The organism is Streptomyces sp. NPDC002994, assembly GCF_040611155.1.
GTDB lineage: Bacteria > Actinomycetota > Actinomycetes > Streptomycetales > Streptomycetaceae > Streptomyces.
Genome location: NZ_JBEXNQ010000043.1, coordinates 1 through 21,519 on the forward strand (window position 1 = coordinate 1; position 21,519 = coordinate 21,519).

At 66.7% G+C, this 21,519-nt stretch carries 23 protein-coding genes and 6 pseudogenes; 14 read left to right on the plus strand and 15 right to left on the minus strand.

Annotation, left to right across the window (positions count from 1 at the left end):
- The first annotated feature begins 146 nt into the window (after window positions 1–146).
- The gene (locus ABZX79_RS35395) at window positions 147–488 is read left to right on the plus strand and encodes a hypothetical protein (RefSeq protein ID WP_355267353.1); all 342 of its coding nucleotides are present in this window, start codon (window positions 147–149) and stop codon (window positions 486–488) included.
- A 238-nt stretch (window positions 489–726) separates the two neighbouring features.
- Here ABZX79_RS35395 and ABZX79_RS35400 read toward each other — a convergent pair.
- Window positions 727–1,496 (minus strand): annotated as a pseudogene (locus ABZX79_RS35400) (transposase family protein).
- 252 nt (window positions 1,497–1,748) lie between these two features.
- Entirely contained in the window at window positions 1,749–2,225 is a 477-nt protein-coding gene (locus tag ABZX79_RS35405) for a proteinase inhibitor I36 SMPI (protein ID WP_355267355.1), read from the minus strand.
- Between the two features lie 270 nt (window positions 2,226–2,495).
- On the opposite strand from ABZX79_RS35405, the gene ABZX79_RS35410 reads away from it, so the two are divergent.
- From ABZX79_RS35410 to ABZX79_RS35420, 3 genes and pseudogenes are all read left to right on the plus strand, one after another.
- Window positions 2,496–3,488: a LuxR C-terminal-related transcriptional regulator gene (locus tag ABZX79_RS35410; protein ID WP_355267358.1), complete on the plus strand. Its 993-nt coding sequence runs from the start codon at window positions 2,496–2,498 to the stop codon at window positions 3,486–3,488.
- A gap of 326 nt (window positions 3,489–3,814) precedes the next feature.
- Window positions 3,815–4,036, plus strand: a pseudogene (locus tag ABZX79_RS35415) (transposase); the annotation flags it as partial.
- Window positions 4,037–4,196: 160 nt separating this feature from the next.
- Complete coding sequence (locus tag ABZX79_RS35420) at window positions 4,197–4,409, plus strand: hypothetical protein (protein WP_355267474.1); 213 nt, start codon at window positions 4,197–4,199, stop codon at window positions 4,407–4,409.
- Between the two features lie 219 nt (window positions 4,410–4,628).
- Here the strand turns inward: ABZX79_RS35420 and ABZX79_RS35425 are convergent.
- Both ABZX79_RS35425 and ABZX79_RS35430 read right to left on the minus strand, forming a co-directional pair.
- A pseudogene (locus tag ABZX79_RS35425) lies at window positions 4,629–4,850 on the minus strand (DUF2267 domain-containing protein); the annotation flags it as partial.
- Window positions 4,851–4,866: 16 nt separating this feature from the next.
- Window positions 4,867–5,286, minus strand: coding sequence for a CBS domain-containing protein (locus ABZX79_RS35430; RefSeq protein WP_355267361.1), 420 nt, complete (start codon window positions 5,284–5,286; stop codon window positions 4,867–4,869).
- Window positions 5,287–5,706: 420 nt separating this feature from the next.
- Here ABZX79_RS35430 and ABZX79_RS35435 point away from each other — a divergent pair, with 420 nt between their 5' ends.
- Window positions 5,707–5,910 carry a cold-shock protein gene (locus tag ABZX79_RS35435; RefSeq protein WP_355267468.1) on the plus strand — a complete coding sequence of 68 codons (204 nt, stop codon included), beginning with the start codon at window positions 5,707–5,709 and terminating at the stop codon, window positions 5,908–5,910.
- 15 nt (window positions 5,911–5,925) lie between these two features.
- Window positions 5,926–6,183, plus strand: a complete 258-nt coding sequence (locus tag ABZX79_RS35440) for a hypothetical protein (protein WP_355267364.1) — start codon at window positions 5,926–5,928, stop codon at window positions 6,181–6,183.
- An 852-nt stretch (window positions 6,184–7,035) separates the two neighbouring features.
- Here the strand turns inward: ABZX79_RS35440 and ABZX79_RS35445 are convergent.
- Together ABZX79_RS35445 and ABZX79_RS35450 are read right to left on the minus strand one after the other, a co-directional pair.
- Complete coding sequence (locus ABZX79_RS35445) at window positions 7,036–7,617, minus strand: hypothetical protein (RefSeq protein WP_355267367.1); 582 nt, start codon at window positions 7,615–7,617, stop codon at window positions 7,036–7,038.
- Between the two features lie 484 nt (window positions 7,618–8,101).
- Window positions 8,102–9,304, minus strand: a complete 1,203-nt coding sequence (locus ABZX79_RS35450) for a hypothetical protein (protein WP_355267370.1) — start codon at window positions 9,302–9,304, stop codon at window positions 8,102–8,104.
- A gap of 659 nt (window positions 9,305–9,963) precedes the next feature.
- Between ABZX79_RS35450 and ABZX79_RS35455 the strand changes: the two genes are divergently transcribed.
- Both ABZX79_RS35455 and ABZX79_RS35460 read left to right on the plus strand, forming a co-directional pair.
- Window positions 9,964–11,082 (plus strand): serine hydrolase domain-containing protein, encoded by a 1,119-nt coding sequence (locus ABZX79_RS35455; protein WP_355267373.1) that lies wholly within the window; start codon window positions 9,964–9,966, stop codon window positions 11,080–11,082.
- Between the two features lie 107 nt (window positions 11,083–11,189).
- Window positions 11,190–12,059 (plus strand): annotated as a pseudogene (locus ABZX79_RS35460) (IS5 family transposase).
- A gap of 912 nt (window positions 12,060–12,971) precedes the next feature.
- Here the strand turns inward: ABZX79_RS35460 and ABZX79_RS35465 are convergent.
- The 4 genes and pseudogenes from ABZX79_RS35465 to ABZX79_RS35480 form a co-directional block, all read right to left on the minus strand.
- Entirely contained in the window at window positions 12,972–13,352 is a 381-nt protein-coding gene (locus ABZX79_RS35465; protein ID WP_355267375.1) for a hypothetical protein, read from the minus strand.
- Window positions 13,336–13,488 (minus strand): hypothetical protein, encoded by a 153-nt coding sequence (locus ABZX79_RS35470; protein ID WP_355267378.1) that lies wholly within the window; start codon window positions 13,486–13,488, stop codon window positions 13,336–13,338. Before ABZX79_RS35470 ends, ABZX79_RS35465 begins: the two co-directional genes overlap by 17 nt.
- Window positions 13,489–13,505: 17 nt before the next feature.
- Window positions 13,506–13,778, minus strand: a complete 273-nt coding sequence (locus ABZX79_RS35475; RefSeq protein WP_355267381.1) for a hypothetical protein — start codon at window positions 13,776–13,778, stop codon at window positions 13,506–13,508.
- Window positions 13,778–14,001: pseudogene (locus tag ABZX79_RS35480) on the minus strand (hypothetical protein). Before ABZX79_RS35480 ends, ABZX79_RS35475 begins: the two are co-directional and overlap by 1 nt.
- Window positions 14,002–14,150: 149 nt before the next feature.
- Here ABZX79_RS35480 and ABZX79_RS35485 point away from each other — a divergent pair.
- From ABZX79_RS35485 to ABZX79_RS35495, 3 genes are all read left to right on the plus strand, one after another.
- Window positions 14,151–14,630 carry an AAA family ATPase gene (locus ABZX79_RS35485; protein WP_355267384.1) on the plus strand — a complete coding sequence of 160 codons (480 nt, stop codon included), beginning with the start codon at window positions 14,151–14,153 and terminating at the stop codon, window positions 14,628–14,630.
- A gap of 34 nt (window positions 14,631–14,664) precedes the next feature.
- Window positions 14,665–14,895: a hypothetical protein gene (locus ABZX79_RS35490; protein WP_355267387.1), complete on the plus strand. Its 231-nt coding sequence runs from the start codon at window positions 14,665–14,667 to the stop codon at window positions 14,893–14,895.
- A 211-nt stretch (window positions 14,896–15,106) separates the two neighbouring features.
- Complete coding sequence (locus tag ABZX79_RS35495; protein WP_355267390.1) at window positions 15,107–15,601, plus strand: hypothetical protein; 495 nt, start codon at window positions 15,107–15,109, stop codon at window positions 15,599–15,601.
- Between the two features lie 420 nt (window positions 15,602–16,021).
- Here ABZX79_RS35495 and ABZX79_RS35500 read toward each other — a convergent pair whose 3' ends face one another.
- The 3 genes from ABZX79_RS35500 to ABZX79_RS35510 all read right to left on the minus strand — a co-directional run bounded on the left by ABZX79_RS35500 (window position 16,022) and on the right by ABZX79_RS35510 (window position 17,791).
- On the minus strand, window positions 16,022–16,822 hold the full coding sequence (locus ABZX79_RS35500; protein WP_355267392.1) for a hypothetical protein: 801 nt from the start codon (window positions 16,820–16,822) through the stop codon (window positions 16,022–16,024).
- A gap of 272 nt (window positions 16,823–17,094) precedes the next feature.
- Window positions 17,095–17,259, minus strand: coding sequence for a hypothetical protein (locus tag ABZX79_RS35505; RefSeq protein ID WP_355267395.1), 165 nt, complete (start codon window positions 17,257–17,259; stop codon window positions 17,095–17,097).
- 337 nt (window positions 17,260–17,596) lie between these two features.
- The gene (locus tag ABZX79_RS35510) at window positions 17,597–17,791 is read right to left on the minus strand and encodes a HisA/HisF-related TIM barrel protein (protein WP_355267471.1); all 195 of its coding nucleotides are present in this window, start codon (window positions 17,789–17,791) and stop codon (window positions 17,597–17,599) included.
- A gap of 222 nt (window positions 17,792–18,013) precedes the next feature.
- Between ABZX79_RS35510 and ABZX79_RS35515 the strand changes: the two genes are divergently transcribed.
- Together ABZX79_RS35515 and ABZX79_RS35520 are read left to right on the plus strand one after the other, a co-directional pair.
- Entirely contained in the window at window positions 18,014–18,784 is a 771-nt protein-coding gene (locus ABZX79_RS35515; RefSeq protein ID WP_355267398.1) for a transposase, read from the plus strand.
- A gap of 201 nt (window positions 18,785–18,985) precedes the next feature.
- Window positions 18,986–19,414: a DUF3592 domain-containing protein gene (locus ABZX79_RS35520; RefSeq protein WP_355267401.1), complete on the plus strand. Its 429-nt coding sequence runs from the start codon at window positions 18,986–18,988 to the stop codon at window positions 19,412–19,414.
- 74 nt (window positions 19,415–19,488) lie between these two features.
- Here ABZX79_RS35520 and ABZX79_RS35525 read toward each other — a convergent pair.
- Window positions 19,489–19,878 (minus strand): annotated as a pseudogene (locus tag ABZX79_RS35525) (HisA/HisF-related TIM barrel protein); the annotation flags it as partial.
- A 290-nt stretch (window positions 19,879–20,168) separates the two neighbouring features.
- A complete protein-coding gene (locus ABZX79_RS35530) occupies window positions 20,169–20,759 on the minus strand; it encodes an HTH domain-containing protein (RefSeq protein ID WP_355267404.1) in 591 nt (196 codons plus the stop codon).
- A gap of 458 nt (window positions 20,760–21,217) precedes the next feature.
- Here ABZX79_RS35530 and ABZX79_RS35535 point away from each other — a divergent pair, with 458 nt between their 5' ends.
- Entirely contained in the window at window positions 21,218–21,496 is a 279-nt protein-coding gene (locus ABZX79_RS35535; protein WP_355267407.1) for a hypothetical protein, read from the plus strand.
- Window positions 21,497–21,519 lie beyond the last annotated feature (23 nt).

The following is a 21,519-nucleotide window of genomic DNA, read 5'->3' on the forward strand; positions in this document are numbered from 1 at the left end:
GCAGCCCGATCGCTTACGAGACAGCGTCCGAAACGACATCAACTACGCTGGCACCAGCCGCATAACCCGTGTCCAGGACTCGGGGTCAAGGCCCGGAGTTCCTGCACGCCTGGTGGGCTCACACGCTTACCGAAACGGATCCCTCCGTGCCCGCGCACGAGGTCCTCGCGGTGTGCGCCGAGGCATCCGCCACGCTCAGCCCGTGGCTCACCACCTGGGAGGCACTGGCTCATCCGGTGGCCGACGGGCACCTGGCCGAAGCGGCTGCCCACTGGGAGTACGACTTGCTGGGAGACGAACTTCCATGGGACGCCTGGGACAACGAGGACGATCTGTGCACCGAGCTCGCGGCCTGGCTGGTCCGCCACGCGCCTGACCGGTTGCGAGCCCAGAACGTTCCCGAGGAACTGCTCCACCGGATACGGCTGATCGGTCTCCCCGGTCCCGATCGCTGGGAGGACCCCCACTGGCCCAACTACCGCTACTGAGCCGCGCTCCACAGCGCTGCCAACCCGAGTACCAAGACGCGCCCCATGGGCCGCATCACAAGATCCGCGCCGAACCCGTTCATCTGTACGTGGGTGGGGACGTTCACGCGTACGCCGACATGAGGCAGCCGAGCCGTGTCGTCGCCTCGCAACAGGGCTGCCACGCGCACTCCGGTCTAAAGCGTGTTGCAGAAGGCTGTGATTGGGCAGGTGAGGGCCGGGGTCGTGGCCGATCTGATCACGCGGCCAAGGCGAGGTTGTGCATGTGGGCGACGGCCTGGACTGCGTGGTGAAGACCGTTGCCTCGTTGCCGGCAGTCTCGGAGGATCTTGTAGTGCTTCATCCGGGCGAAGGCATGCTCGACGCGGGCACGTACCCGGCGATGCTCCGCGTTGTCCGTCTCCTCGCCCGGCAACAGTGGGCGGCCTGGTCGTTTGCGGTGCGGGACGACAAGCCCGGTGTTGATATAGGCGCCGTCGCCCAGCACAGTCACTCCCCGGCACTGTTCCGCCAGGCCTGATTCCCTCCAGACACGGGCGTCCGCCCGATTGCCCGGGACGGAACGGGCCGTAGCGACCACCAGTTTGGTGTCGGCGTCGATGATGACCTGCACGTTCGCCGAGAACCGGTAATTACGCGAGGAGGCGCCGACCTTCCGGTCACGCACCGGGATCAACGTGCCGTCCACGATCCAAAGCCGTTCCACTGCGTCCGCGGGGCGCGGAGCCGGCTCCAGGCGAGGAGTGGCCGCAGTCGCTGGATGACCCGGCACACCGTTGCCGGCGAGCATCCGAACAGCGGCGCGAGCTGCCGCATCGTGAGGTTGGTTCGGTAGTAGACGGCCACCAGCAGCACCCGGTCCGCCAGCGTCAAGCACCACGGCCGCCCACCGCCGGGACCGTTCCCGCCCCGCTCCCGCACCACCTTCAGCAGCCGCTCGAACTGCCGCATCCGCAACCCGGTGAACGTCTCCACCCACAACGGCTCAGCCCTCAACACCCCACCCATACAGGAAAAATGCCCGGCTCACAGCCTTCTGCAACACGCTGTAGGCCCTGTCTCCCACCAAGACTGAGGGAAGGCCTCCGCCATCGAGGCCATGAATAGGCGTGGACGGTGTCGAGCGCACCTGGTCCCGGTCGGCTCCTGAGGCGACGACAGCCCGGGCACCAGCGAGGCGTCCGGGCTGTCGCCTTCCGCGACCCGACGTTCACCTGCAGGTCTGCGTGGCGTGGCGACGGGCCAGATCACCGGAGCAGGCTACGCCTGGCTCCAGTAGGGCGCCCGTCCGCCAGTGCAGACGAGGTTCGCGTCGTTGAAGTTCTTCAGCGTGTTGCTGCTGAATTTTCCAGGGCCGATAGTCCCCACATATCTCCACTTGTCCGGAACCCCCGTCGACGACCACAGGTCGGCCTTCACCGGCTGGTTGTTGACATACGAATAGATGTAGTAAGGGTTGCCAGCCAGTCGATAGAAGCCGAGCTGGAAGCACTCGTAGGTCTTGCCAGTTGTGAGCCCGGGTACGTTGAACTGCGTGCCGGCGTACAGGCAAAGGTTGCCGTTGGCACAGCCTCCGGTAGCCGCTAATGCCGGTGTTGCCGTTGCGAGCGCGCCCCCGGCCATGAGCGCCATTGATGCGAGCATCATGGCGCCTTTCTTCCAGGATCCGGCGGTCATACCGGCCGGCCCGGGTATCGAAGCGGCGGTCGCCGCTTTCCTTTGGAGTTTCATGGTCATGTATCCCCACACTTCGTTGCTAACAGGTATGCCCCACCTGTCACGGAACCTACGTGCGTTCGAATGTCGAGTTCGGACTTCCTGTACCGGTTGACCGAACCACCCCCTGGACTCCGACCGCTTGGCAAAACGTTGAACGCGCCGCGAAGCACACCTCCCACACTTGGGCCTCCGTTGCGGTGCTGCTCTGTAGGTTGCACGGACGCGAGAGGTGAGCTCAAGCGAATGGGGGTGGATGATGGTCCAGTGCACAAATATCCAGGGGGCGAAATGGGCACAGCGAAGGACATACCAGAGCGGGCTGGCGTGGAGGAGGTTCTGTCACCTACCGCGATTGCGCTGCGCAGCCGGATGCTGCAGTGCGGCCACCTCCCCACTGCGGACGAGAAGGGTGTGGACGAACTCGAGGTCTACGGCCTCGCGTTCCAGGATCCGACGCTTCTCGGCAAGTACAGGCCTGTTGCTCTTGCGACGGCAGAGCGCGCCTACATGCAGGAGCAGCGTGAGGCCATCGCGGCCGCTCTCACGCGCATGGCCTCCGCAAGTGCGGTGTTCGGCAACGTTCCGGCCGACGCGGTGCCCGGCATGCCAGAAATCGGGGTCGAGGCCTTACCCCACAAAAGCCTGGCGACAGCGGCCATCAACCAGGCCTGCGACGCGGAAACGTCGCATGTCTACACGGCTCATCCCATCGATAGGAGACCCGGAATCCTGCCAGCGTCAATGGAACGCGACATTCCCATGCTGCAGCGGGGCGTCGCTCTGAAGACCGTCTATCTCAACGGCGCCCGTGAACGCGAACCCGAGTCCGTGTGGGCAAAATCCGTGAGCGAGCACGGTGCCGAGGTCCGCACCGCGGAAGGGGGCTTCCTTCGAATGGTGATCGTGGGAAGTGCCTTGGCCATCGTCCCCGACTACCGGTACCCATTCGAAGAGAAGAAAGCCCTCAAGATCACGAACCCACTCCTCATCACCCTCGTCACTGAAATCTTCATGCAGCTCTGGCGCCGGTCAACGCCGTGGATGGGAGGGCCATTTGGAACATCTCTCCAGGTCAGAACTGACGCCCGCCAACGCCAAGTTCTGAGAATGCTCCTGGAAGGAGCCACCTACGACACCATCGCAAAGACACTCCGCGTAGGGAAAACGACTGTCAACAACATCATCAAGGAGCTGTACGAGCTCTCCGGCACCGACACACTCTTCGCTTTGGGTGCCTGGTGGATGTCCGACGCCGCGAAGGAAGACCGCGACATGGCCTGACGCACAACTTCCCGCCTGCGCTTGAGTTTTACCCCCCGGTCGGCTTGCTCGCCCGTGCTCGCGGTGTCCTTGCCGGTTCTGCAGGGCCTGGGGCGGACGACAGGAGGTTTGAAACACAGGGCCGCCATCTCGCCGTCCCGCGGGTGACTCTGTCGGGGATCTTGGGGTTTCCGGTGGGGCAGCGTGATCAGCGGGCATGCTCGGGCTGTCCCGCAGGTCGATGTGGTTGCCGAGGTGTTCGTTGTCTCTCAGTCCCGTTCTGGTGAGCAAGTTCCGGCTCTGACCGTGCAGATCGCACGGGCGAGTAACCCGAACGGCACGACACGATGTGGGTGAGAGACCGGCTGGACGGGCTGTGGGACGACCAGGACTTCGCCGACTGGTACCCACGCGATGGTCGGCCGGGTCTCTCACCTGCCCAGTTGGCCACCGTCTGCGTGCTGCAGTTCCTCCTCGGCCTCTCGGACCGGCAGGCGGCCGAGGCAGTGCGCTGCCGCATCGATTTCAAGTACGCCATGGCTTTGGAGCTGGACGATCCGGGATTCCACCACAGCGTTCTGGGCGACTTCCGTGAACGCCTCATCGAGGGTGATCGCACGGATCGGCTTCTGGGCCTGGCGCTGACCCGGCTCAAGGACGCCGGGCTGGTGCGGGAGCGCACCACACAGCGCACCGATTCCACCCATGTCCTGGCTGCAGTCCGTGAGCATGGGATCCGGAACCGCCGACGAGTACACCGTCGGCAAATTCATCGCCGACTGGGATGTCGCGCGGCGATTGTCCGGCGCCCGACGCGTCATCTTGGTCGCGCTGGATGAGCAACTCAGCGAGGAAGAGAACCTTGAGATCGAGGACCTGTGCGAGCAGGGCCGCTTCTACACGGACAACGTCGGCTACCCCTCCCCCGACCAGTCCAGCTGATACGGCAAGCGCGTCGGACCGGACTGATCGCGACGGGAATCAGCCCGACCGTGACCCGACATCCCACCAACGCAAACTCAGCCTCTTCGGCGCCCATCAACATCGCGTACCTAACACTGCCGGGCGGGGGCGCGCCGACGCCCTTGCAAGGGTTGGAGAACAGGCTCAACCCTGCCCTTCGCGCCCGCGCCAAACCGGTGGCGGCGTGCCAGACCCGCTGTTCATACGTACGCCAGTGGTGGGCTGGTCGGGGGCGGCGGCGACCCGGCGCAGGTGTTCGCCGATCTCTGCCGGGAGCTGGGCGGCGAGGTTGTCGGCCAGACCGGCGGGGACGCGCGCGGCGAGAGTTTCCAGGGTGGCCCGGGTAGCTGTTTCGGCAGGGCCCTGCCCGTCGAGGCGGGCGCGGGCCTGGACCTGGCCGATGAAGGTGTCGTGATCCACGATGGATCCTTTCGGGTTACTCGTTGGGGTCGGCGACGCTGATGTCGGCCAGGGCGGAGTCGGTGTCGCGTTCGACGGCCAGGTCGCCCAGGGACACGATGCCGATGGGCCGGTTGTTCTCCAGGACGGGCAGACGCCGCACGGCGTGCTCGCGCATCAAGGAGACAGCCCGGGCGAGGTCATCGTCCGGGGAGACCGTGATCAGCTCCTCGCTGCAGGCATCGGCCACGCTGTAGTCCGCGATGTTGCCCTCCCGCGCCACGATCCGCACCGCCAGATCCCGGTCAGTGACCAGGCCGCGCAGTTCGTCGCCCTCGGCGACCAGCACCGCGCCGATGCCCTCGTCCCGCATCACGCGGGCGACTTCCGCGACCGATGTCTGCGGCCCCACTGTCAGGGGCGCAGCGGTCATCACTTCACGTACTTTCCTGGCCATCACGGTCTCCAAGGTTCGGGGCACGTCGATCACGCCGGCCTACCGGCCGCGGCCTTCTGGCTGTACCCGAAGGGCCCCCACCGCACGCCCGATCGTCCCGCTTTGCCCTCCGACGACTCTCCGCAGCTCACCCTCTTGCCAAAGGACCAGCCTGCAGACCTGGCACTCCGTGATCAGCTCGCCGGGCGTCAGAGTCGTCTCGCGTCCCGGTCGGCCAATGGTGTGGCTGTGCCTGGGCGTTGTGCTGTGGGGCGAGAAGTGTCCGTGTAGCGTCATAACCAGCTGTCATGGATCCGAAGTACCGGCCGCCCGTGAGCGCATGTTCACGGGCGTCTAGCTGTTCAGAGTCTCTGAGGACCAGGCGATCCCTCCGGCTCCCGCGCCGTGCGGGAGCCGACTACCAGTCCCCTTGGAGGACAAATAACCAGCGGAACCGTCAAGTGGTTCAACTCGGAAAAGGGCTTCGGCTTCATCGAGCAGGACGGCGGCGGCCCTGACGTCTTCGCCCACTACTCCAACATCGCCAGCTCCGGTTTCCGCGAGCTTCAAGAAGGCCAGAAGGTGAACTTCGACATCACCCAAGGCCCGAAGGGCCCCCAGGCGGAGAACATCACCCCCGCCTGACCCACATTCTGCCCAGTGCCCGCTCCGGTCGGCCGGAGCGGGCAGTTTTTATCGCCCATGCGCCTGGCGGGCATCGAGGAGGAGCGAGAATGCCGCGAACGCGATGCGCTGCACTTCCCCGGCGGTCGGCTGGTGTTCTTCGGCGCGGGCCCAGGCCAGTTCCGCCGCCCCCAGGGCAAGCAGCTCCTCGCCTTGCGCGTCAGTGAGGTCCGGGCCGGCATGCCGATCTGCGCGGTCCGCGGGAAAGCCGGCCCGTATACCTCAAGTGCCTGAGCGGATGTTGCCGCTGTGCTGGTGTCCATTCGGTAAAGGCCCAGCAGGAAGCCTGCCTGGGCGGTCCAATTCTTTTCATGATGAGGGGATTTCCCCGGGGCCGGGGACGTGGACAGCAGATTCGACGCATCGCCGAACGCCGGGCCAACGCGGGCATCGGTGGTTCGTCCGGCAGCGACACCCGCTCCCGAGCCGCCTGCCCGGGCGCCTCCTGCCGCAGGGCCGCTGCCGGACGAACCACCGATGCCCGGTCCAAACGATCCGGTTATCAATACCCCCCAGACCGCAAGCACAGGCACGCCCGCGGACGGGGGCGAAACAGGGGAACGCCCCAGTGTTTGGAGTCGGCGGATCGAGGTCCTGGGCACCGGAGTGGGCAAAACACTGCGTCCTGCCCGCTGGAGTGGGAACTGTTCCTGCCCGAGGGAGAAGCCCAGTCCCTGGGAAGACCCACCGGTGCGGTGCTTACGCGCGGCCGGCGGGGCCGCCTGGTACGCAGGAGGCGCCGTGGGCGCAGACATCGTGGAAGGCATGCTGCGCGATCGCGCGGCATGCGAGACACTTCTTCTGTGAGCAGGTCCGCGACTTGCTCGGCGTGGAGGAGACGCCTGGGAGGAACTGGAGGAAGCCCTCCAGGATGCTGCCGAGCGCATCGCCGACGGCGAGCTGCCCGAGATCACGGCCCCGCTGTACGAGGCGGCTCCTCCCAAGCGCCAGTCCGCGCCGCCGGATAGTCCGGCTGATCCGCAGACGACTGCGGCGTCGCGCCCCATGGAGGGATGCGACGCCGCAGTGCTGGATCAGGACGTTCGGCCGCAGAGCATATGCCAGCGTGCGGTCGAACTGCCGACTTCAGTCCAACGCGTAGGGACCAGTTGTGTGATGGAGCGGGCATCCGAACGAAAAGCGCGGCGGGTCTTCGAACTGTTCGGCGTTGAGCCGGTAGACGTGCTCCCAGCCCTGCTCGTCGTACGCGGCCACATGAACGGGCTGATCAGTAGCCATCCCCTTGTCATCCGCGGCGATGTAGGGAAACTGGTGCCGCGCAGCGGCCACACGGATGTCGGTGGTGTGCGGTAGGAAGGCTACCGACGGGTTGATCCACAGCCTGGCGACACCATCAACCTGGCCGTCTAGGGCGAGATACCGGTGATTCACCAGCCACGCGACTCTCACTTGCAGCGCAACTTGGTCGAGATCCAGGTCCTCCGCCTCAGCGGCGAAGTCCAAGACCACCGGAGCGTCGTCCTTCAGCTTGGTCATAAGCCTGATCAGTAGCTGCAACACCGTGCCGGCCTCTTCGGAACGGCGGTACTTCGCCGCCTTCGAAGCCGTGGGCAGCTCATGCCGGTACTGAAAGTCAGCCGCCAGCAGCGCCGGCCCGTGGCACACAACTGCATCGCACGTGCAGGACTGCCCTTCTTCAGGACTCAATGCTGCTCCACTCTTTGAAGTTCGCCCACCACGTACGCAACTCATCCTCGGCGTAGCAGGTCACGCCTCTGACGCGGGGCACGGCGCGCAGCCGCCGGTACGGAGACGGTGCCGCGCTGCTGGCCCGGGAGCCGCGCGCGCTGCATTGCAGCACGGCCCCGGGCAGCAGGCGGCTGCACCGGCCGGTGCAGCACGGGTGGGGCCAGCTTGTTACCCGGGCAGCACCCGTGTGCCGCCTGGCACATGCAATTGCTGCGCTGCAGTCACGACACCACCCTGCTGCCACCCGACGACCACCACCAGGACCACGAGCAGCACCGCCACCACGACGACCCACCGAGCAGCAACCCTGCTGCGCACCAGCGGCGAGCAGCAGGACCAGGAGCAGCACCGTGCAGCAGCCGCAGGCCCTGGCCGACGGCTTCCCTCACTCCCGACTGCCTCACACCACGCCGCGCCTACCTGGGCAAACGGGCTGTGAGACTCACAATCTCCGCGTCGTCGGGGAGCTCCAGGCGCTGCTTGGGGGGCGGAGTGGCAGCAGGGCCGGGCAGCAGGCCCTTGTTGCGCAGAGTCTGGGCGCGGCTTCGGCACCAGGCTGAGCAGAACTCCCGGGGTCGGCGGCCGAAGTGGGGGCAGTGCTGCGTGCACACCAGGCAGTGGCCGGGGCAGCGACGGGGGCCAGGCGCCGGAGCAGCAGCCTGACCTGCTCTTCCTCCTTCTGCTCGTACGGTTCATCGTCGGCCGTGCAGCCTTCGAGCAGCTCGGTGAACGCGCGGCGGAAGACGGCGATGTCGCGGCGGCAGGCCCCGAGCAGCTCCAGGTACTCCTCCACCGGCCAACTGGCGAGCGTGCCGGAGCGCGAGAGGTACAGGCCGACGGTGTCGATCCGGTACTGGTCGGCGGTGTCGAGCAGCAGGTAGCCGAGGAGCTGCCACGCTTCGTCCTGGCGGAGCGTGCGGGTGTATCGGGTGCTCTTGAAGTCGAGCAGCAGTCCGTCGACGGCGAGGTCGGCGTCCGCGCTGATCCGGTCGGTGGGGAACGTGGGGCCGGGTGTGCAGTCCTCCGGCCGGGTACGGGCCCGCAGGGTGTCCAGCGGGCCGTCGGCGGCCTTGTAGAGCTGAGCAACGACGTCGGCCACCACGTCGCGGTGCGGGAGCTCCAGAAGCCGTTCCAGGGTGAAGGCGCCAGGGTCCTCCCGCGCGGTGATGGCCAGCGGGGTGAAGGCGAACCCGATCGAGGTGCGGTAGTTGACCTGGTACCAGGCCGCGGCGATCAGCATCCGGGCCAGGTCCTCCTCTTCGTCGTGGGCCCGGTCCATCGGCAGCTCGCGGTTGTCGAGTCGCAGGCCAAGGACTGTCTCCTCCAGGCGAGCGGCGAGTTCCTCGCCCACTTCCCGCATCCGCTGGCTCGGGTCGGAGTCGTACGTGCCGGTGAGCAGGATCCCGGCGCGCGCGACGGGATCCACGGGATCGGCAGTGGTGAAGGCCAGGCGCAGCCGGTAGTCGATCGCGGTGCCAACGTTCCCGGCCTCGGTACCGACACCGGGGCCCGGCAGCAGGATCTGGTCGCTCTGGTCCCGGGCACGGAAGCTCTTGCGCAACGGGTGGGCGCCAGCCGACAGTTCACGGTCCAGGAACCGGCGCAGCGGGGTGCGCGGACAATGCAGCCCAGAAGTCAGGCTCATGAGGTCACCGCCTTTGGCAACGAGCGCCGCCAGGGCGCGATGGAGTTGTCACACGTCGGACGCTAGGCAGCAGCACTGACAAGCCGTCACCCGGAGGGAGTACCTGCGGGGATGAGCGGGCTCGGAATTCACCCGCACGAGGGGCGGCGCGGCGTTCATCGCAACGCGGGACTCGGCGGTGGGTTGGGGCGGGACTGTCCTCTGACAAGTGATCTTGACTGTTTGACAGGTGAGTTTGACCGACTTAGACCGACCGGCATTAGGCGTCCGAGAGTTGGGGCGGGCACCAGCGGGCATGGGTCCGCGTGATCATTGAGTTCTCTACGCTCAGCCGTCAACTACGGCCACGGGCATGCTTCGTACGGGCACGCCATCGACGCCTTGTCGCCCTTCCTGCAGTTCGTCGGGATGACGTGGTCTGATGAGCCCCGCCCGGGTCTCGGCAACGTTGGTCAGGACCTCGCCATGCACAGACTTGGCGAGGGGGCAGGACCGTGTGGGGTGGGGACAGCCCCCGTATCAACCCGGGCGTCAGCAGGATGGGCGACTGGTGCGGCGGCCCGGCACGCTGGGGCAAGAACGGCACAGGCAACAGAAAACAGGAGTAATCGGTGAAGGCACGTGCGGGGGCCGCAGCAGTGTGGGCGGGGATTTGCGTGGTGGCGGTATCAGGGATCTTCCCGGCGGCCGCGGCGGAGCGGGCGTCGGCCTCGCCGCCCCCCGGCCTTAAGGAGGCCATCGAGCAGACGGTCGCGGACGGATTCCCGGGTGTCGTGGCGTATGCCAGGCACGGAGAGCGGGAGTCACGGATGGCGGCCGGGCTCGCGGACACGGCAAGCGGCGAGCGAGCCCGGCCGGGCCAGCGGTTCCGGATTGCCAGTAACACCAAGTCGTTCGTGTCGACGGTGCTTCTGCAGCTGGAGGGCGAAGGACGGCTCTCGCTCGACGACAGCGTGGAGAAGTGGCTGCCCGGCGTGGTCCAGGGAAACGGCAACGCTGGCAGGGCCATCACCATCCGGCAACTGCTCAACCACACCTCGGGCATCTACGACCCCACCGACGAGCCGGAGTTCTTTGCTCCCTACCTGGAGCGCCACGAATGGGGCCACGTTTACACCCCTCGGGAGGTGATCGCCCGCGCCGTCCGGCACAAGCCGCTATTCGCGCCCGGCGGCGGCTGGTCGTACTCCAATACCAACTACCTACTCGCCGGTCTGGTGATCGAGGCAGTCACACGTCACAGCGCGCCCTCCGAAATTCATCGGCGGATTCTCGCCCCGCTCGGCCTGAAGGACACCTCCTTCCCGCTGACCGACCCGGCCATTCACGGCCCTCATCTGCACGGTTACGACCTCACGGGACGCGATGTGACCCGATTCAGCCCGTCGTACGACTGGACCGCTGGCGCCATGATCTCCACGGTCAACGACCTGGCCCGTTTCCACCGGGCCTTGTTCACCGGCAAGCTGCTGCGCCCCGCCCAGCAGCGCGAACTCCTGACCACGGTGCAGTACCCCGGCGCGCCGGCGTACGGACTCGGCGTGCAGCGCAGGGACGTGACATGCGGCTCGGAGCCGGACACCAAGCCGATCAGTGCCTGGGCGAGCGACGGCGGCGGACCCGGCTTCACCAGCGTGTCCCTCACCACCGCCGACGGTGAGCGACAGCTGGTCCTGGCCGTCAATGTCTACGACCTCGGCGCGGACCTGAAGGATGAGCCGCCCGTCCCGCGAAGCGAGGGACTGATGAAGGCGCAGATGGCAGCCCTGTGCGACTGAGGCGGCGTCTTGTCATCACGGGTGACGTCGCACCGTGCGCGGCGCCGCAGGACCCGCCAGGAAGCGGAACGCGATGACCGCCCACTCAGTGATCACGAAGGACGGCCGTGCCCGCAGTGCCATCTTGCTGCTCGAACCCCTCTGGGACCAGTTCGCCGCACTCCTGCCCGCCCGGGGAGAGTTCGTCGCGGACCACCCGCTGGGCTGTCACCGCCGCCGGATCGCTGACCGGACGGTCTTCGAGCACATCGTGCTCGCACTGGTCCACGGCTCCGGCTACGAACGCATCTCCACAGCCGGATGCTCCGACCGGACGATCCGACGCCGCGTCAAGGAGTGGGCCAGGCTGGGGATATCCGAGAAGGTGCACGCCTTGGCGCTTGAGGCGTACGACCTACTGATCGGCCTCGGACTGACTGATCGGCCTCGGACTGGGCGAGATCTTGGTGGACGGCTGTATCACCAAGGCCCCGTCCGGCGGCGACAAGTCTGGGCGCTCCCCGGTCGACCGGGGCAAGCAGGGACTGAAACGCTCGGTCGCCTCCGACGCCTGCGGTGTCCCGCTCGGGATCGTCTCCGACAGAGCCAACCGGCACGACTCACCCCTGCTCGGACCCACCCTGGAAGCTGCCAAGGAGCAGGTCGGCCCGCTGCCGGACGCCGTCAATGTCAACCTCGACCGCGGCTACGGCAGCGCCAAGTCCCGTGCGTTGGTAGCAGAGTTGGGGTTCACGGCCGAGATCGCCCGCAAGGGAGTGCCGGCCCCGCTCCAGGCAGGCAAGCGCTGGGTGGTCGAGCGCACGCACTCGTGGATGAACGACTACGGCAAGCTCCGGCGCTGCACCGAGAGGAACGGCGAGGTCGTGGACTTCTACCTCTACCTCGCCGCCGCTCTCGTCACGCTCCGCATGCTCATCCGCCGAGCAACGAGCCGCTACCGCTGGGACGGCCGCCCCACCACCCGGCGCCTCAAATGATCCATTTGCCGGACCGTCTTACCCCTGGCTGTTCCTGAACTGTACCGACCGGTCCGTGGACGATCAGGAGGTGCTGGTGCATACCGAGCAGGCCCAACTGTGCCGGGGCGTCTTCGGCGGTTGAAAGCCGGCAGACACCCGTACAGGGCACGGTCTGTTGAGGCGAGCGGTAGGCCCCGCTCACCCCGAACCGAGGAACAGCACGAGGCCAGGTCCTCTCCGGCGTGCGGGTCCAGTTGTTGCACGAGCAGGTCGCGTTGATGAACGCGTACCCGCGAACAGGACCGAGGGCCTTTCCGGCGGAGCAGCTGCAGGTGGCGATGGATGCGTTCGAGGAGCACCCGGCAATGACCGAGACGTACGACTACTTCCCATACGAGGAGCACCGGCGGAGGTAGTAGTGCCGGAGAAGCCGGGCAGCAGTGCGGGCCGGGTGCGCTTTGGGTGATAGGGCCGTGAGGTAGCCGGGGGGTCGTTGAGGTCGCCGTACGGCAGCTCGAAGGTGCCGCATCCCCGCTCGCCCAGCGGGTCGCCGACTCCCCTGCACGTCAGCATGTGGGACGTCGTGGAAACCTACCAACAGCGGTAAGGGCAGCCCCCGGTCGAGATCAGGTGGCAGAAAACCACTGGCCGTCAACCCCGTCCCCGGCGGCCGCACACATCGCCATGCTGAAGTAACGCGTACATATTTCCCCGGGAGGGGAAACCGACGTGCAGCACGGGCGCTGGCCCCGCGATTGCTGCTCCCCGAGCCGGGGGCTGCTGCACGAGCAGCAAGCCGTGTGCCGCCGGGGTCGTGCGAATGCTGCACCGCACTCCAGGGAGGCTGCACCGCCCTGGAGCGCGGTGCAGGAAGACGAGCAGCAGCACCAGGAGCAGCACCGTGCAGTCGCCGGGTGCAGCACGCAGCGGCTACAGGTTCCGGGAGAGCGTTTCACCGTACCCGAGAGGAACCATCGCCTGGTACAGGTCGCCTTCCGCCGCGTACTCGACTGCCATGCCCAGCATCATCGTGAGGCTGTTCAGCGTCTCGCCCTCGCCGCCGGCCTCCTCCAGGCGCAAGGCGAGGACGCGGTGCGCCCGGTGCAGGGCCTCTGGCCAGCCGTCGGCGCACGTCGCCGACTCCACCCCGGTCACCGGCGTGAGCCACAGCACGGCGTGCGACTGGAGGACCTGCTCGGTGCTCCGGTAGTCCAGCGCGGCCCCGCACGACAGCGTCAGCGGATCCACGGTGTCGGCCTCGGCGCCGGGCCAGCACGGCAGATCCTCGGAGTGCTCAGAGCACAGGAACAAGCAGCCAGGCTGGCGCCCCGCCGGGCTCCGCGGCCGGGCCCTGCCGGAGCACGGTCGCCGTGCCTTTGCAGTGCAGCGGGCGACGCAGGGCGGTGAGCTGCCGGTCGGCGCTGAGCTGGGTGAGGCTGGTCGGCACCTGGGCTCCTTCGGCGGCTAGACCTCGATGTACGCGACGACCACGACGGTGCGCAGCGCGGTGACCCAGTACAGGAGCCGTACGCGCTCGACTTCGTCGGCGTACTGGCGCAGCTGGGGACCGACGCTGTCGCCGGGGATCGGCTCACCGACGTCCGGGTCGACGGAGACGACGACCAGGCCGCGGTCCAGGGCGTGGATGTCCGCCTCGCTGGTGATGTTCTCCAGCTGCTTGGCGGCGGAGTCGGAGAAGGCGATCCTGGCGCGGCGCGGGCCGCGCTGCGGGGCCATCAGGCTACGGCCGGGCGCTGCGCGGTGAGCCGGGCGAGGTGGGCCTCGCGCAGCTCCTCCCAAGGGGTGCACTGTTCGGGGTCGGCAGGCCGTTGGTGGCGATGTCCTCCAGGACGGCGGCGAACCGGTCGGCGTCGGCGCGGGTCTTGGCCGCGTACGCGCGCACCGCGTCGGCGGCTGCGGGCTCTAGCTGCCGGGCGGCGGGGGCCGGCTGTTCGCTCATCGAGGGCTCCAGAGGGCAGAACTGGCGTGTCTCACCACGGTATCGCCGGGCAACCGGGCCCGGGACCACTGCGGGCGAAACCGCCCCACGACTACGTTCCGTACTGCAACGTGATTGACAAACTCCAGGCCCACTACGGATTCAGCCGCATGCCCTTCGGCCGCGACCTCGCCCCCGGCATGCTCCACCGCCACGCGTCCCACAACGAAGCCGTCGCCCGCATCACCTGGTGCATCACCGAACGATCCATCGGCGTCGTCACCGGCGAGGTCGGCGCGGGCAAAACCGTCTCCGTCCGCACCGTCCTGCACGGCATCGACCCGTCGAAACACACCGTGATCTACCTGCCCAACCCCATGATCAGAGTCCGCGGCATCCACGAAGCCATCGTCACCGCCTTCGGCCAGCAGCCCTCGCACCTCGGCTCCAGACTCACCGCTCAGACCGGCTTGGGGCTGGCCGCCGAACGCGACGAACGCGGTCGCACCCCTGCTCAACTACGAACAGCTCGAAGCCATCCGGATGCTGACCAACACGGCCATGGACCAGGACTCGCCGCTGGCCTGCCTGCTGGTCGGCCAGCCGACCCCGCGGCGGACCATGAAACTCGCCGTCCTGGCCGCGCTTGAACAGGGGACCGCCCTGCGCTACACGATGCCCGGCATGACCTCCACCGAGACCGCCAGCTACATCAAGCATCACCTCGGCCTCGCCGGCCGCAGCGACCAGCTCTTCACCGACGACGCCGTCACCCTCATCCACACCACATCGCGCGGCTTCCCCCGCGCGGTCAACAACCCCTGCCTGCAGTCCCTCGTGGCCACCTTCGCCGCCGGCAAGTCCCTCGTCGACGAGAAAGCCGCCCAGTCCGCCGTCACCGAAGTCCTCGACTGACATTCCACACCCTCGAAACTCGATGTCGGTGGCACCGGATACCTTGCATCAGACGATGCACACCACTGGAGGGGACATGCCGTCTCAAGGAACAGTTCTCACCGCGCTCACGGTGGTAATGCCGCCACATGACGGTGCCGATGAGCAGGTGGACTGGGATGCGATCCGGCGGGCTTGGGGAGTCGGCTTCCCCTCCGACTACATCGCCTTCATGAGCACCTACGGAGCCGGCGGCATCGACGGCGCGCTGAGCATCGTGACCCCCGAAGCGAGCACGCAGCCGTCTGACAGCCCTGGCCTCGGGGGCATGGCGGCCGAGACAGCCAACATGCGGCACATGTGGGAGTCCGAAGGAGGACCGGACGGGATCGATGCCGGACCTGATTCTGTCGTCGCTTGGGGCGTCAGCTGCGGAGCCGACATCCTCGGCTGGCTCACGGTTGACCACGACCCCAACAAGTGGCCCGTTGTCGTGTGGGAACGGCACGGCTGGCCCCACTGGAAAATCTACGACTGCGGAATGGCGGAGTTCCTCCGGCGCCTGTTCACCAAGGACTTCGACGAGTGCCCACTCAGCGACGCCTCCCTCTGGGGAGAGCCCTCTCCGCACTTCGTCCACTGGCGCGAGGAACGACGACGGTGGGAGTCCGGCGTCGACCCGTACACAGGCGAACCCGACCCATACTTCGGCATGAAGTTCGACTGATTGCGCCTCGGCACCTTGCCGACGACCGCGACACCTCGCCGACAAACGCCCCGCTGGGACCACCCCAGTGGGGCGATCTTGTTCTCGGTGATCGGCACCTTCAGTGCCGGACCCATCGGCATTCTCAGCGTCGCCCAACAAACTCTTATGTGCACGCTCCGCCCGGGTATCCGGCCTCCGAGAAACGGATATAAAGGGATGTATTCAAGGCAGCGTGACACTTTTCCGGGGGAGCGTGACAGCCGGTGTCACGCTCACGCTCCGTCAGCGTGACACGGTCTGGAATGTCCCCCGACAGCAAACCTGGACCGTTTGCTATCGAAGTTGGACTGGCTGCTTGCTCGTCCGGCGCTGCGCCCGGATGAACCGAGCGCAGCACGCACTCATCGGGCCCGTGTAGTCGTGGCTGGCAGGCTGCGCTCACTCGTTATCGCGGTAATTCATGAACCAGTGGGTGTCGAAGTAGTGGGCCATCGTGAACGGGTGGTGCGGGTCGAGGAGGATGCGGCAGACGAATTCCGCGGCCGGGCAGTCGAAGGGGACGACCTCTCCGTCGAAGGTTTGGACCGCGACGCGCCAGCGGTCGGGGTCGCCGTCGTCGGTCCGCCAGCAGTACAGATCCTTGTGCTCGGTGCTCGCCCAGATGAGTAGGCCGTCCTCCCTGAGGGCGGTCCAGGGCTCCTGGTTCAGGCCGAGCCACGCGTCGAAGGCACCCTCCCCGAACGTCTCCACCATGCGTTTGTAGTCGCCAGGAAGACGCGTATCCAGGCGCGCCTCGATCTGCGCCCAGTCGACGTCCGGCCGCCGCAGGGGTGGGGTCCAGCCGGTGATGCCGATAAGCCGCTCAACCCAGTCCGCATCCTGACCGGATACCCCCACGAGCGCTTCGGCCTGCGTCCGTCGCGGCGCGGTCGCCAGCACCGGCCGGGTAATCCCTTGCGCATCCTGGGCGGTACCGGCGCCAATCCACTGATCTCCGTACGCCCATGCCCGTATCGTTTCGCCCCGACCTTCGAGGAGGGCGAGAAGAGCCGCGCCACAGGACTCGTCCACGGTCGGATCCGTAAAGCCGTCCAGGACCAGGGTCCGTGGGACCCCGTAACGGTCGCCCAGCAGCTCGACGAGCGCATGCGAGTCGATGTCCAGTGACAGATACAGAGAGCCGCTCGGGGCGGCGAGGCGGTCCAGCAGGTCGTTAAGCGTTGGTTGCGTCATCTCCATGGAGGACAGCAAAGCGCACCCCACTGACAAGGGGCCTTCGGTCCAACTTCGATGACAGTCGGTCCAGGTTCGCTGTCGGGGGACATGGAAGCGCGTGGCTCCCGCTGCCTTCCCATCTCCCCGCTCGCCTCACAAGAGGCGCGGCCGGGGACAGCGGCACTGCTCGCAGTCGGAGCAGCCGGCGCACTCCAGGCAGAAGGCGCGCGGCCACTGCCCGGGGCAGAAGCAGATTGCGTTGTGGTCGGGGTCGTCTTCGCCCGGGGTACCGGGTCTCACCGAACGGGGGGCTCCGTCCAGGCGTCGACAGTTCCGTCGGCGCGCAGTTCCTCGTAGTGGTGGCCGATGGCGCTGTGCTCCGCCCAGACCGCGACGACCTCGTGCTCCTCACCGAGCCCGGCGATACGGGCGAGCCCGTCATGACCCTGATGCTCCCCCACGAGATGTAAGCGCAGATGTCCTGTCGAAGTGCATCTTTCAGACGGTGAAACTGTTGACCTGCTGGGGTGCCAGGTGGTTTGAGAACAGCAGCTCCCGGCGTTCTCAAACGACCTGGCCTTCTCGGAAGTCTCGTTCGCGATAGAAGCAGAACAGGCCGGTAGTGAGGGGCCTGGTTTGCGAGGGTCGTGTAGATCCGGGCGAATCGTCAGCTCAGCTCGGTGGTCGTCGCTATGTAGAGCTCGTTTGGGACTCTGGCGGTCGTCGGCGGGTTGACCGCAGATTGGTTGTGCGCAGGGCCTACGCACCGCTGCCCGGCGCTTCGTCAGAGCCTGTGAGTTACCGGGCTCTAACCGCGTCGAGCGCCTCGGGAAGGGTGAAGGTGCCTGCGAACAGCGCTCTGCCCAACACGCAACCCTCAAGGCCCAAGGGGCTGAGCCCTGCCAGGATCCGCAGGTCGTTGAGGCTGGAAACGCCGCCGGCGGCGAGTACGGGTGCCGTGCTACGCCTACAGGCCTGGTCCAGCAGAGCCAGGTTGGACCGCCGAGCGTTCCCTCAGTGTTGACATCGGTGATGATGAAGCGAGCGCAGCCGTCCCGGTCCAGTCTGTCCATCACCTCCCACAGGTCTCCGTCGTCCTCGAGCCACCCGAGCCGGGCTAAGTGCTGTCCCGTAACCGGGGGTTGAGGGCCTTGGTCGAGGCTCCGGATTGTGAGTGCGGAGCCGTGAAGGCCCGCGCGGCGGGATGATCTCGACGTGACAGTTGTGATCACCTCCACGGAGCCGTCCTGGATAACCCCGTTCACCGGGCTGAACCTGCCCTGTTTCGGCAAGCTTGTAGCCGCGCTCCGAGGGGAGGGGGCAGCCGTAGCGCGGCGAGGCCGGCCGTGGAGCCTCCCGCTGGAGGACCGCGTGCTGTTGGTCGCCGCGTACTGGCGTACCAACCTGACCGTGCGGCAGCTCGCCCCACTATTCGGCATCTCGAAGTCTGCGGCCGCTCGCATTATCGGCCATCTCGGGCCCCTGCTTGCGCTGAAGCAACCTCGGCGGTTCCGCCGAGGCACTGTGCTGATCGTGGACGGCACGCTGGTGCCCACGCGTGACCACAGCATTGCCGAGCAGTCGAAGAACTATCGGTACTCCACCAACCACCAGGTCGTCATCGACGCCGACACCCGCCTCGTCGTCGCCGTCGGTCGACCGGTGCCGGGCAACCGCAACGACTGCAAGGCATGGGAGCTGTCCGGCGCCAAGGCCGCCGTCGGCAACACCATCGTGATTGCCGACGGTGGATACCGCGGCACTGGCCTGGTCATCCCGCACCGCCGCGAACGAGGCCAAGCAGAGCTCCCAGCCTGGAAAGAGGAACACAACCGCTCACACCGTCAGGTCCGCGCTCGTGTAGAGCACACCTTCGCCCGTTTGAAGAGCTGGAAGATCCTCCGCGACTGCCGCTTGAAAGGCGACGGCGTACACCACGCGATGCTCGGCATCGCTCGCTTGCACAACCTGTCCCTCGCCAGATAGCGAAGAGCATGTCGACCTGTCTGTGTGTGGCTGCCGCTGGGCGCGTCGCCAAGGTCGATGAGTTGGGCTCGCACGGTCGGCCTTCTACTGTCCACGGTCGCTGGAGTGGCCATGAAGATCGTGATAGGAGAGGGCCTTACAACGGTCAGTGCCTGCTGCGACACGGCATCACGGCGGTGACCACGGCACAGGGAGATCTTCGTGAATGTCGTACTGGTAATTATCGGGTCCTTTGTGGCGCTCGCTGGGTTTCTGTACTTGCTTAGCTCGATCCCGCATCTCGTCGACTTTCTGCGGTGTCGAAATCTTGAGCGGAACGGCATTGCAGGAGAGGGACTGTGCATATCTCATGCCCCCACTGCCGACACGCGCACCAAAGTCTTCCTCGACATTCGGATCCCGGGCGATGGGGGTCGCACGGTTCGCGTGAAGGTACTCCAGCACGGAAATCCGACAGAGATCGGTGCGACCGTTCCTGTCGTCTACGACCCGCGGAAACCGCAGCGGGCCAAGACCGGTCTGGTCGGAGTTGACTTCGATTCCCGGAGCGAACTGAAAGTCGTGCAGCGACTACTGACGCTGGGACTACCACTATGCGGCTTGGGCGCTCTGCTGGTTCTGATCGCGTGACGTGATTGCGTACAGGAGATCATTTGCGGGACGTCGCTTAGGCGAGGTCCCCGCGCCATGGTCCATACGGGCAGGCCGGCTGCGATACGGTCTCCGTGCTCGGCGATGGTCCTCGCGCACCAGTCGGGGTCCTTCATCGCGATGCTGCCCAGGTTGACCCTGGCGCAGCCGGTGGCGAACGCGGCGTCCAGTGACTCGTCGTCGCGGATGCCGCCGGACAATTCGACCTTGATGTCGAGCTTCCCGGCGAGCTCCTTCACCCGTGGGTAGTTGCTTCCCAGACCCCGCCCCCGATCCAGGTCGAGCACGTGAACCCACTGGGCGCCATCGTCCTGCCAGGTCCGCGCCACCGTGATCACATCGCTGCCGTCCCCGACGCGGACTGGTTCTCCCCGGACGAGATGCACCACCGCGCCGTCGGCCAGATGGATGGACGGCAGGAGCGTGAAACTCTGGCCCTTCACGACACGGCGTCAAGAGTGTCCCTTGGCCACGCCGAGTTGCGGCCGGACGGGCGGCGCGGGTGGGGGATGAGACACAAACCCCCGACGCTCGGCACGCGACGCCATGAGAATCCGACAGCACGAACGAGAACGAGTGAGAATCCGACAGCTTCAATGCGACAGGACAGCAGACGTCTGCCCAGCCTTCGCCATCGGGGATGGACCGGTCCTGGTGACAACAAGCTGCCTTCGTGACAACTATCGTGCTTCTGCTCAAATACGGTTTATAGCAGGCCGCGAATTCCGCGTGGTCAGAACCGGAAATCTATCGACTGGACGTGCGTAAAATCCGCACGCAGGCCAGCGGCGCGGGTGCCCCATTCCGTGAAATACGACTCGGTGATGGCCTCCGTGACGATCGGATGCAGCTCCTCCTCCGTCGCACCAGCCTCCTGGAGATGGAGGATCTGCTTGGCGTAGGTGGGTGAGATCGGCGTGGTGATGGTGCGCTCGCGGCCGTCGTCAGAGCTGCCCTTGCAAGCAAATCCGAAGTACGCCGTCACCTCCACCATCATGCCGCTGGAGGTGGCCGCCTGCTCGCGCGCCTTTGCCCTGACCTGCGGTTGCCACTCGGATTCCGTCTCCTCCACCAAGGTGGCCTGGAGCTTCTTCTGGGGCTTCGTCAGATGCCCGGCGCGGTAACGCTCCACCGTGCGGCGCGAGACGCCCAGGCGCGCCGCCAGGTCCTTCGCTGAGTCCTTCGTGCGCGTGAGAAGGAATTTCACCTGAGCCTTTGCCGATTTCGGCGCGGGCCGGGTGAACACCTTCCGCTCCGCCCGCGCGAGGGCCTCCAGGACCTTGCCGCGACGCGGGGCCGGCTGTTGCTGCTCGTGATCGCTCATCCCTCCAGAGACCACGGATCACCTGTGGACAGAGGAAGACGTCCGCGCAGGTGGCGACGGGTGCTGTCGGCGTCCGTCCGTACGGTGGGAGGCATGACGACGTCCTCCACCCCTGAGCCGGTGCCGGTGCCTGTCCGGGTGCTGCTGCCCGGGGACCAGACCTTCTCTGGGGGAGGAACTGTAGGGCGAGGCCAGCTGGTCAAACTTCATCGAGGCCGAGGAAGCCGCTGCCCGGGCCCGGGTGGAGGAACTCGAGGGTGAGATCGCCGGGCTGGCGGCTCGGCTGGAGACGGAACGGGAACGGCTGTCGCGGCTGACGATCACCCGGGAGACCGTCGGCGAGTTCCTCGAGCGCGTGCCGGGCATTGCGGCAGCCGCAGCCGGGACGGTGGTGCTGGTGCAGGGCGGGCCATCCGGGTCGACGGAGAGCGCCGTTCGCGGGCGCAGAGACGCGGGTCGTGGGTGTGTTGTTGGTCCCGAAGTGGCAGCCGGGCATGGGAGTGGACGTGCTGCCGGATGTCTACCGGGACATCGTGGAGGTCGTGGGCGATGCTCCTGGTCCGGTGCGGGCGAAACAGATCGTTCCCAGGATCGGCCTGCCGGCCGAGACGGGGAAGATCGAGGGGACGCGGTCGAAGGTGAAGCGGCTGGTCGAGCGCGGCTGGCTGGACGAGGACAGCCCGGGCCTGTTCACCCCATCACGCGCAAGAACAACAGATTCGCCCAACTCGCGGTAAACGAAGGACTCTTCTCTCTAGAT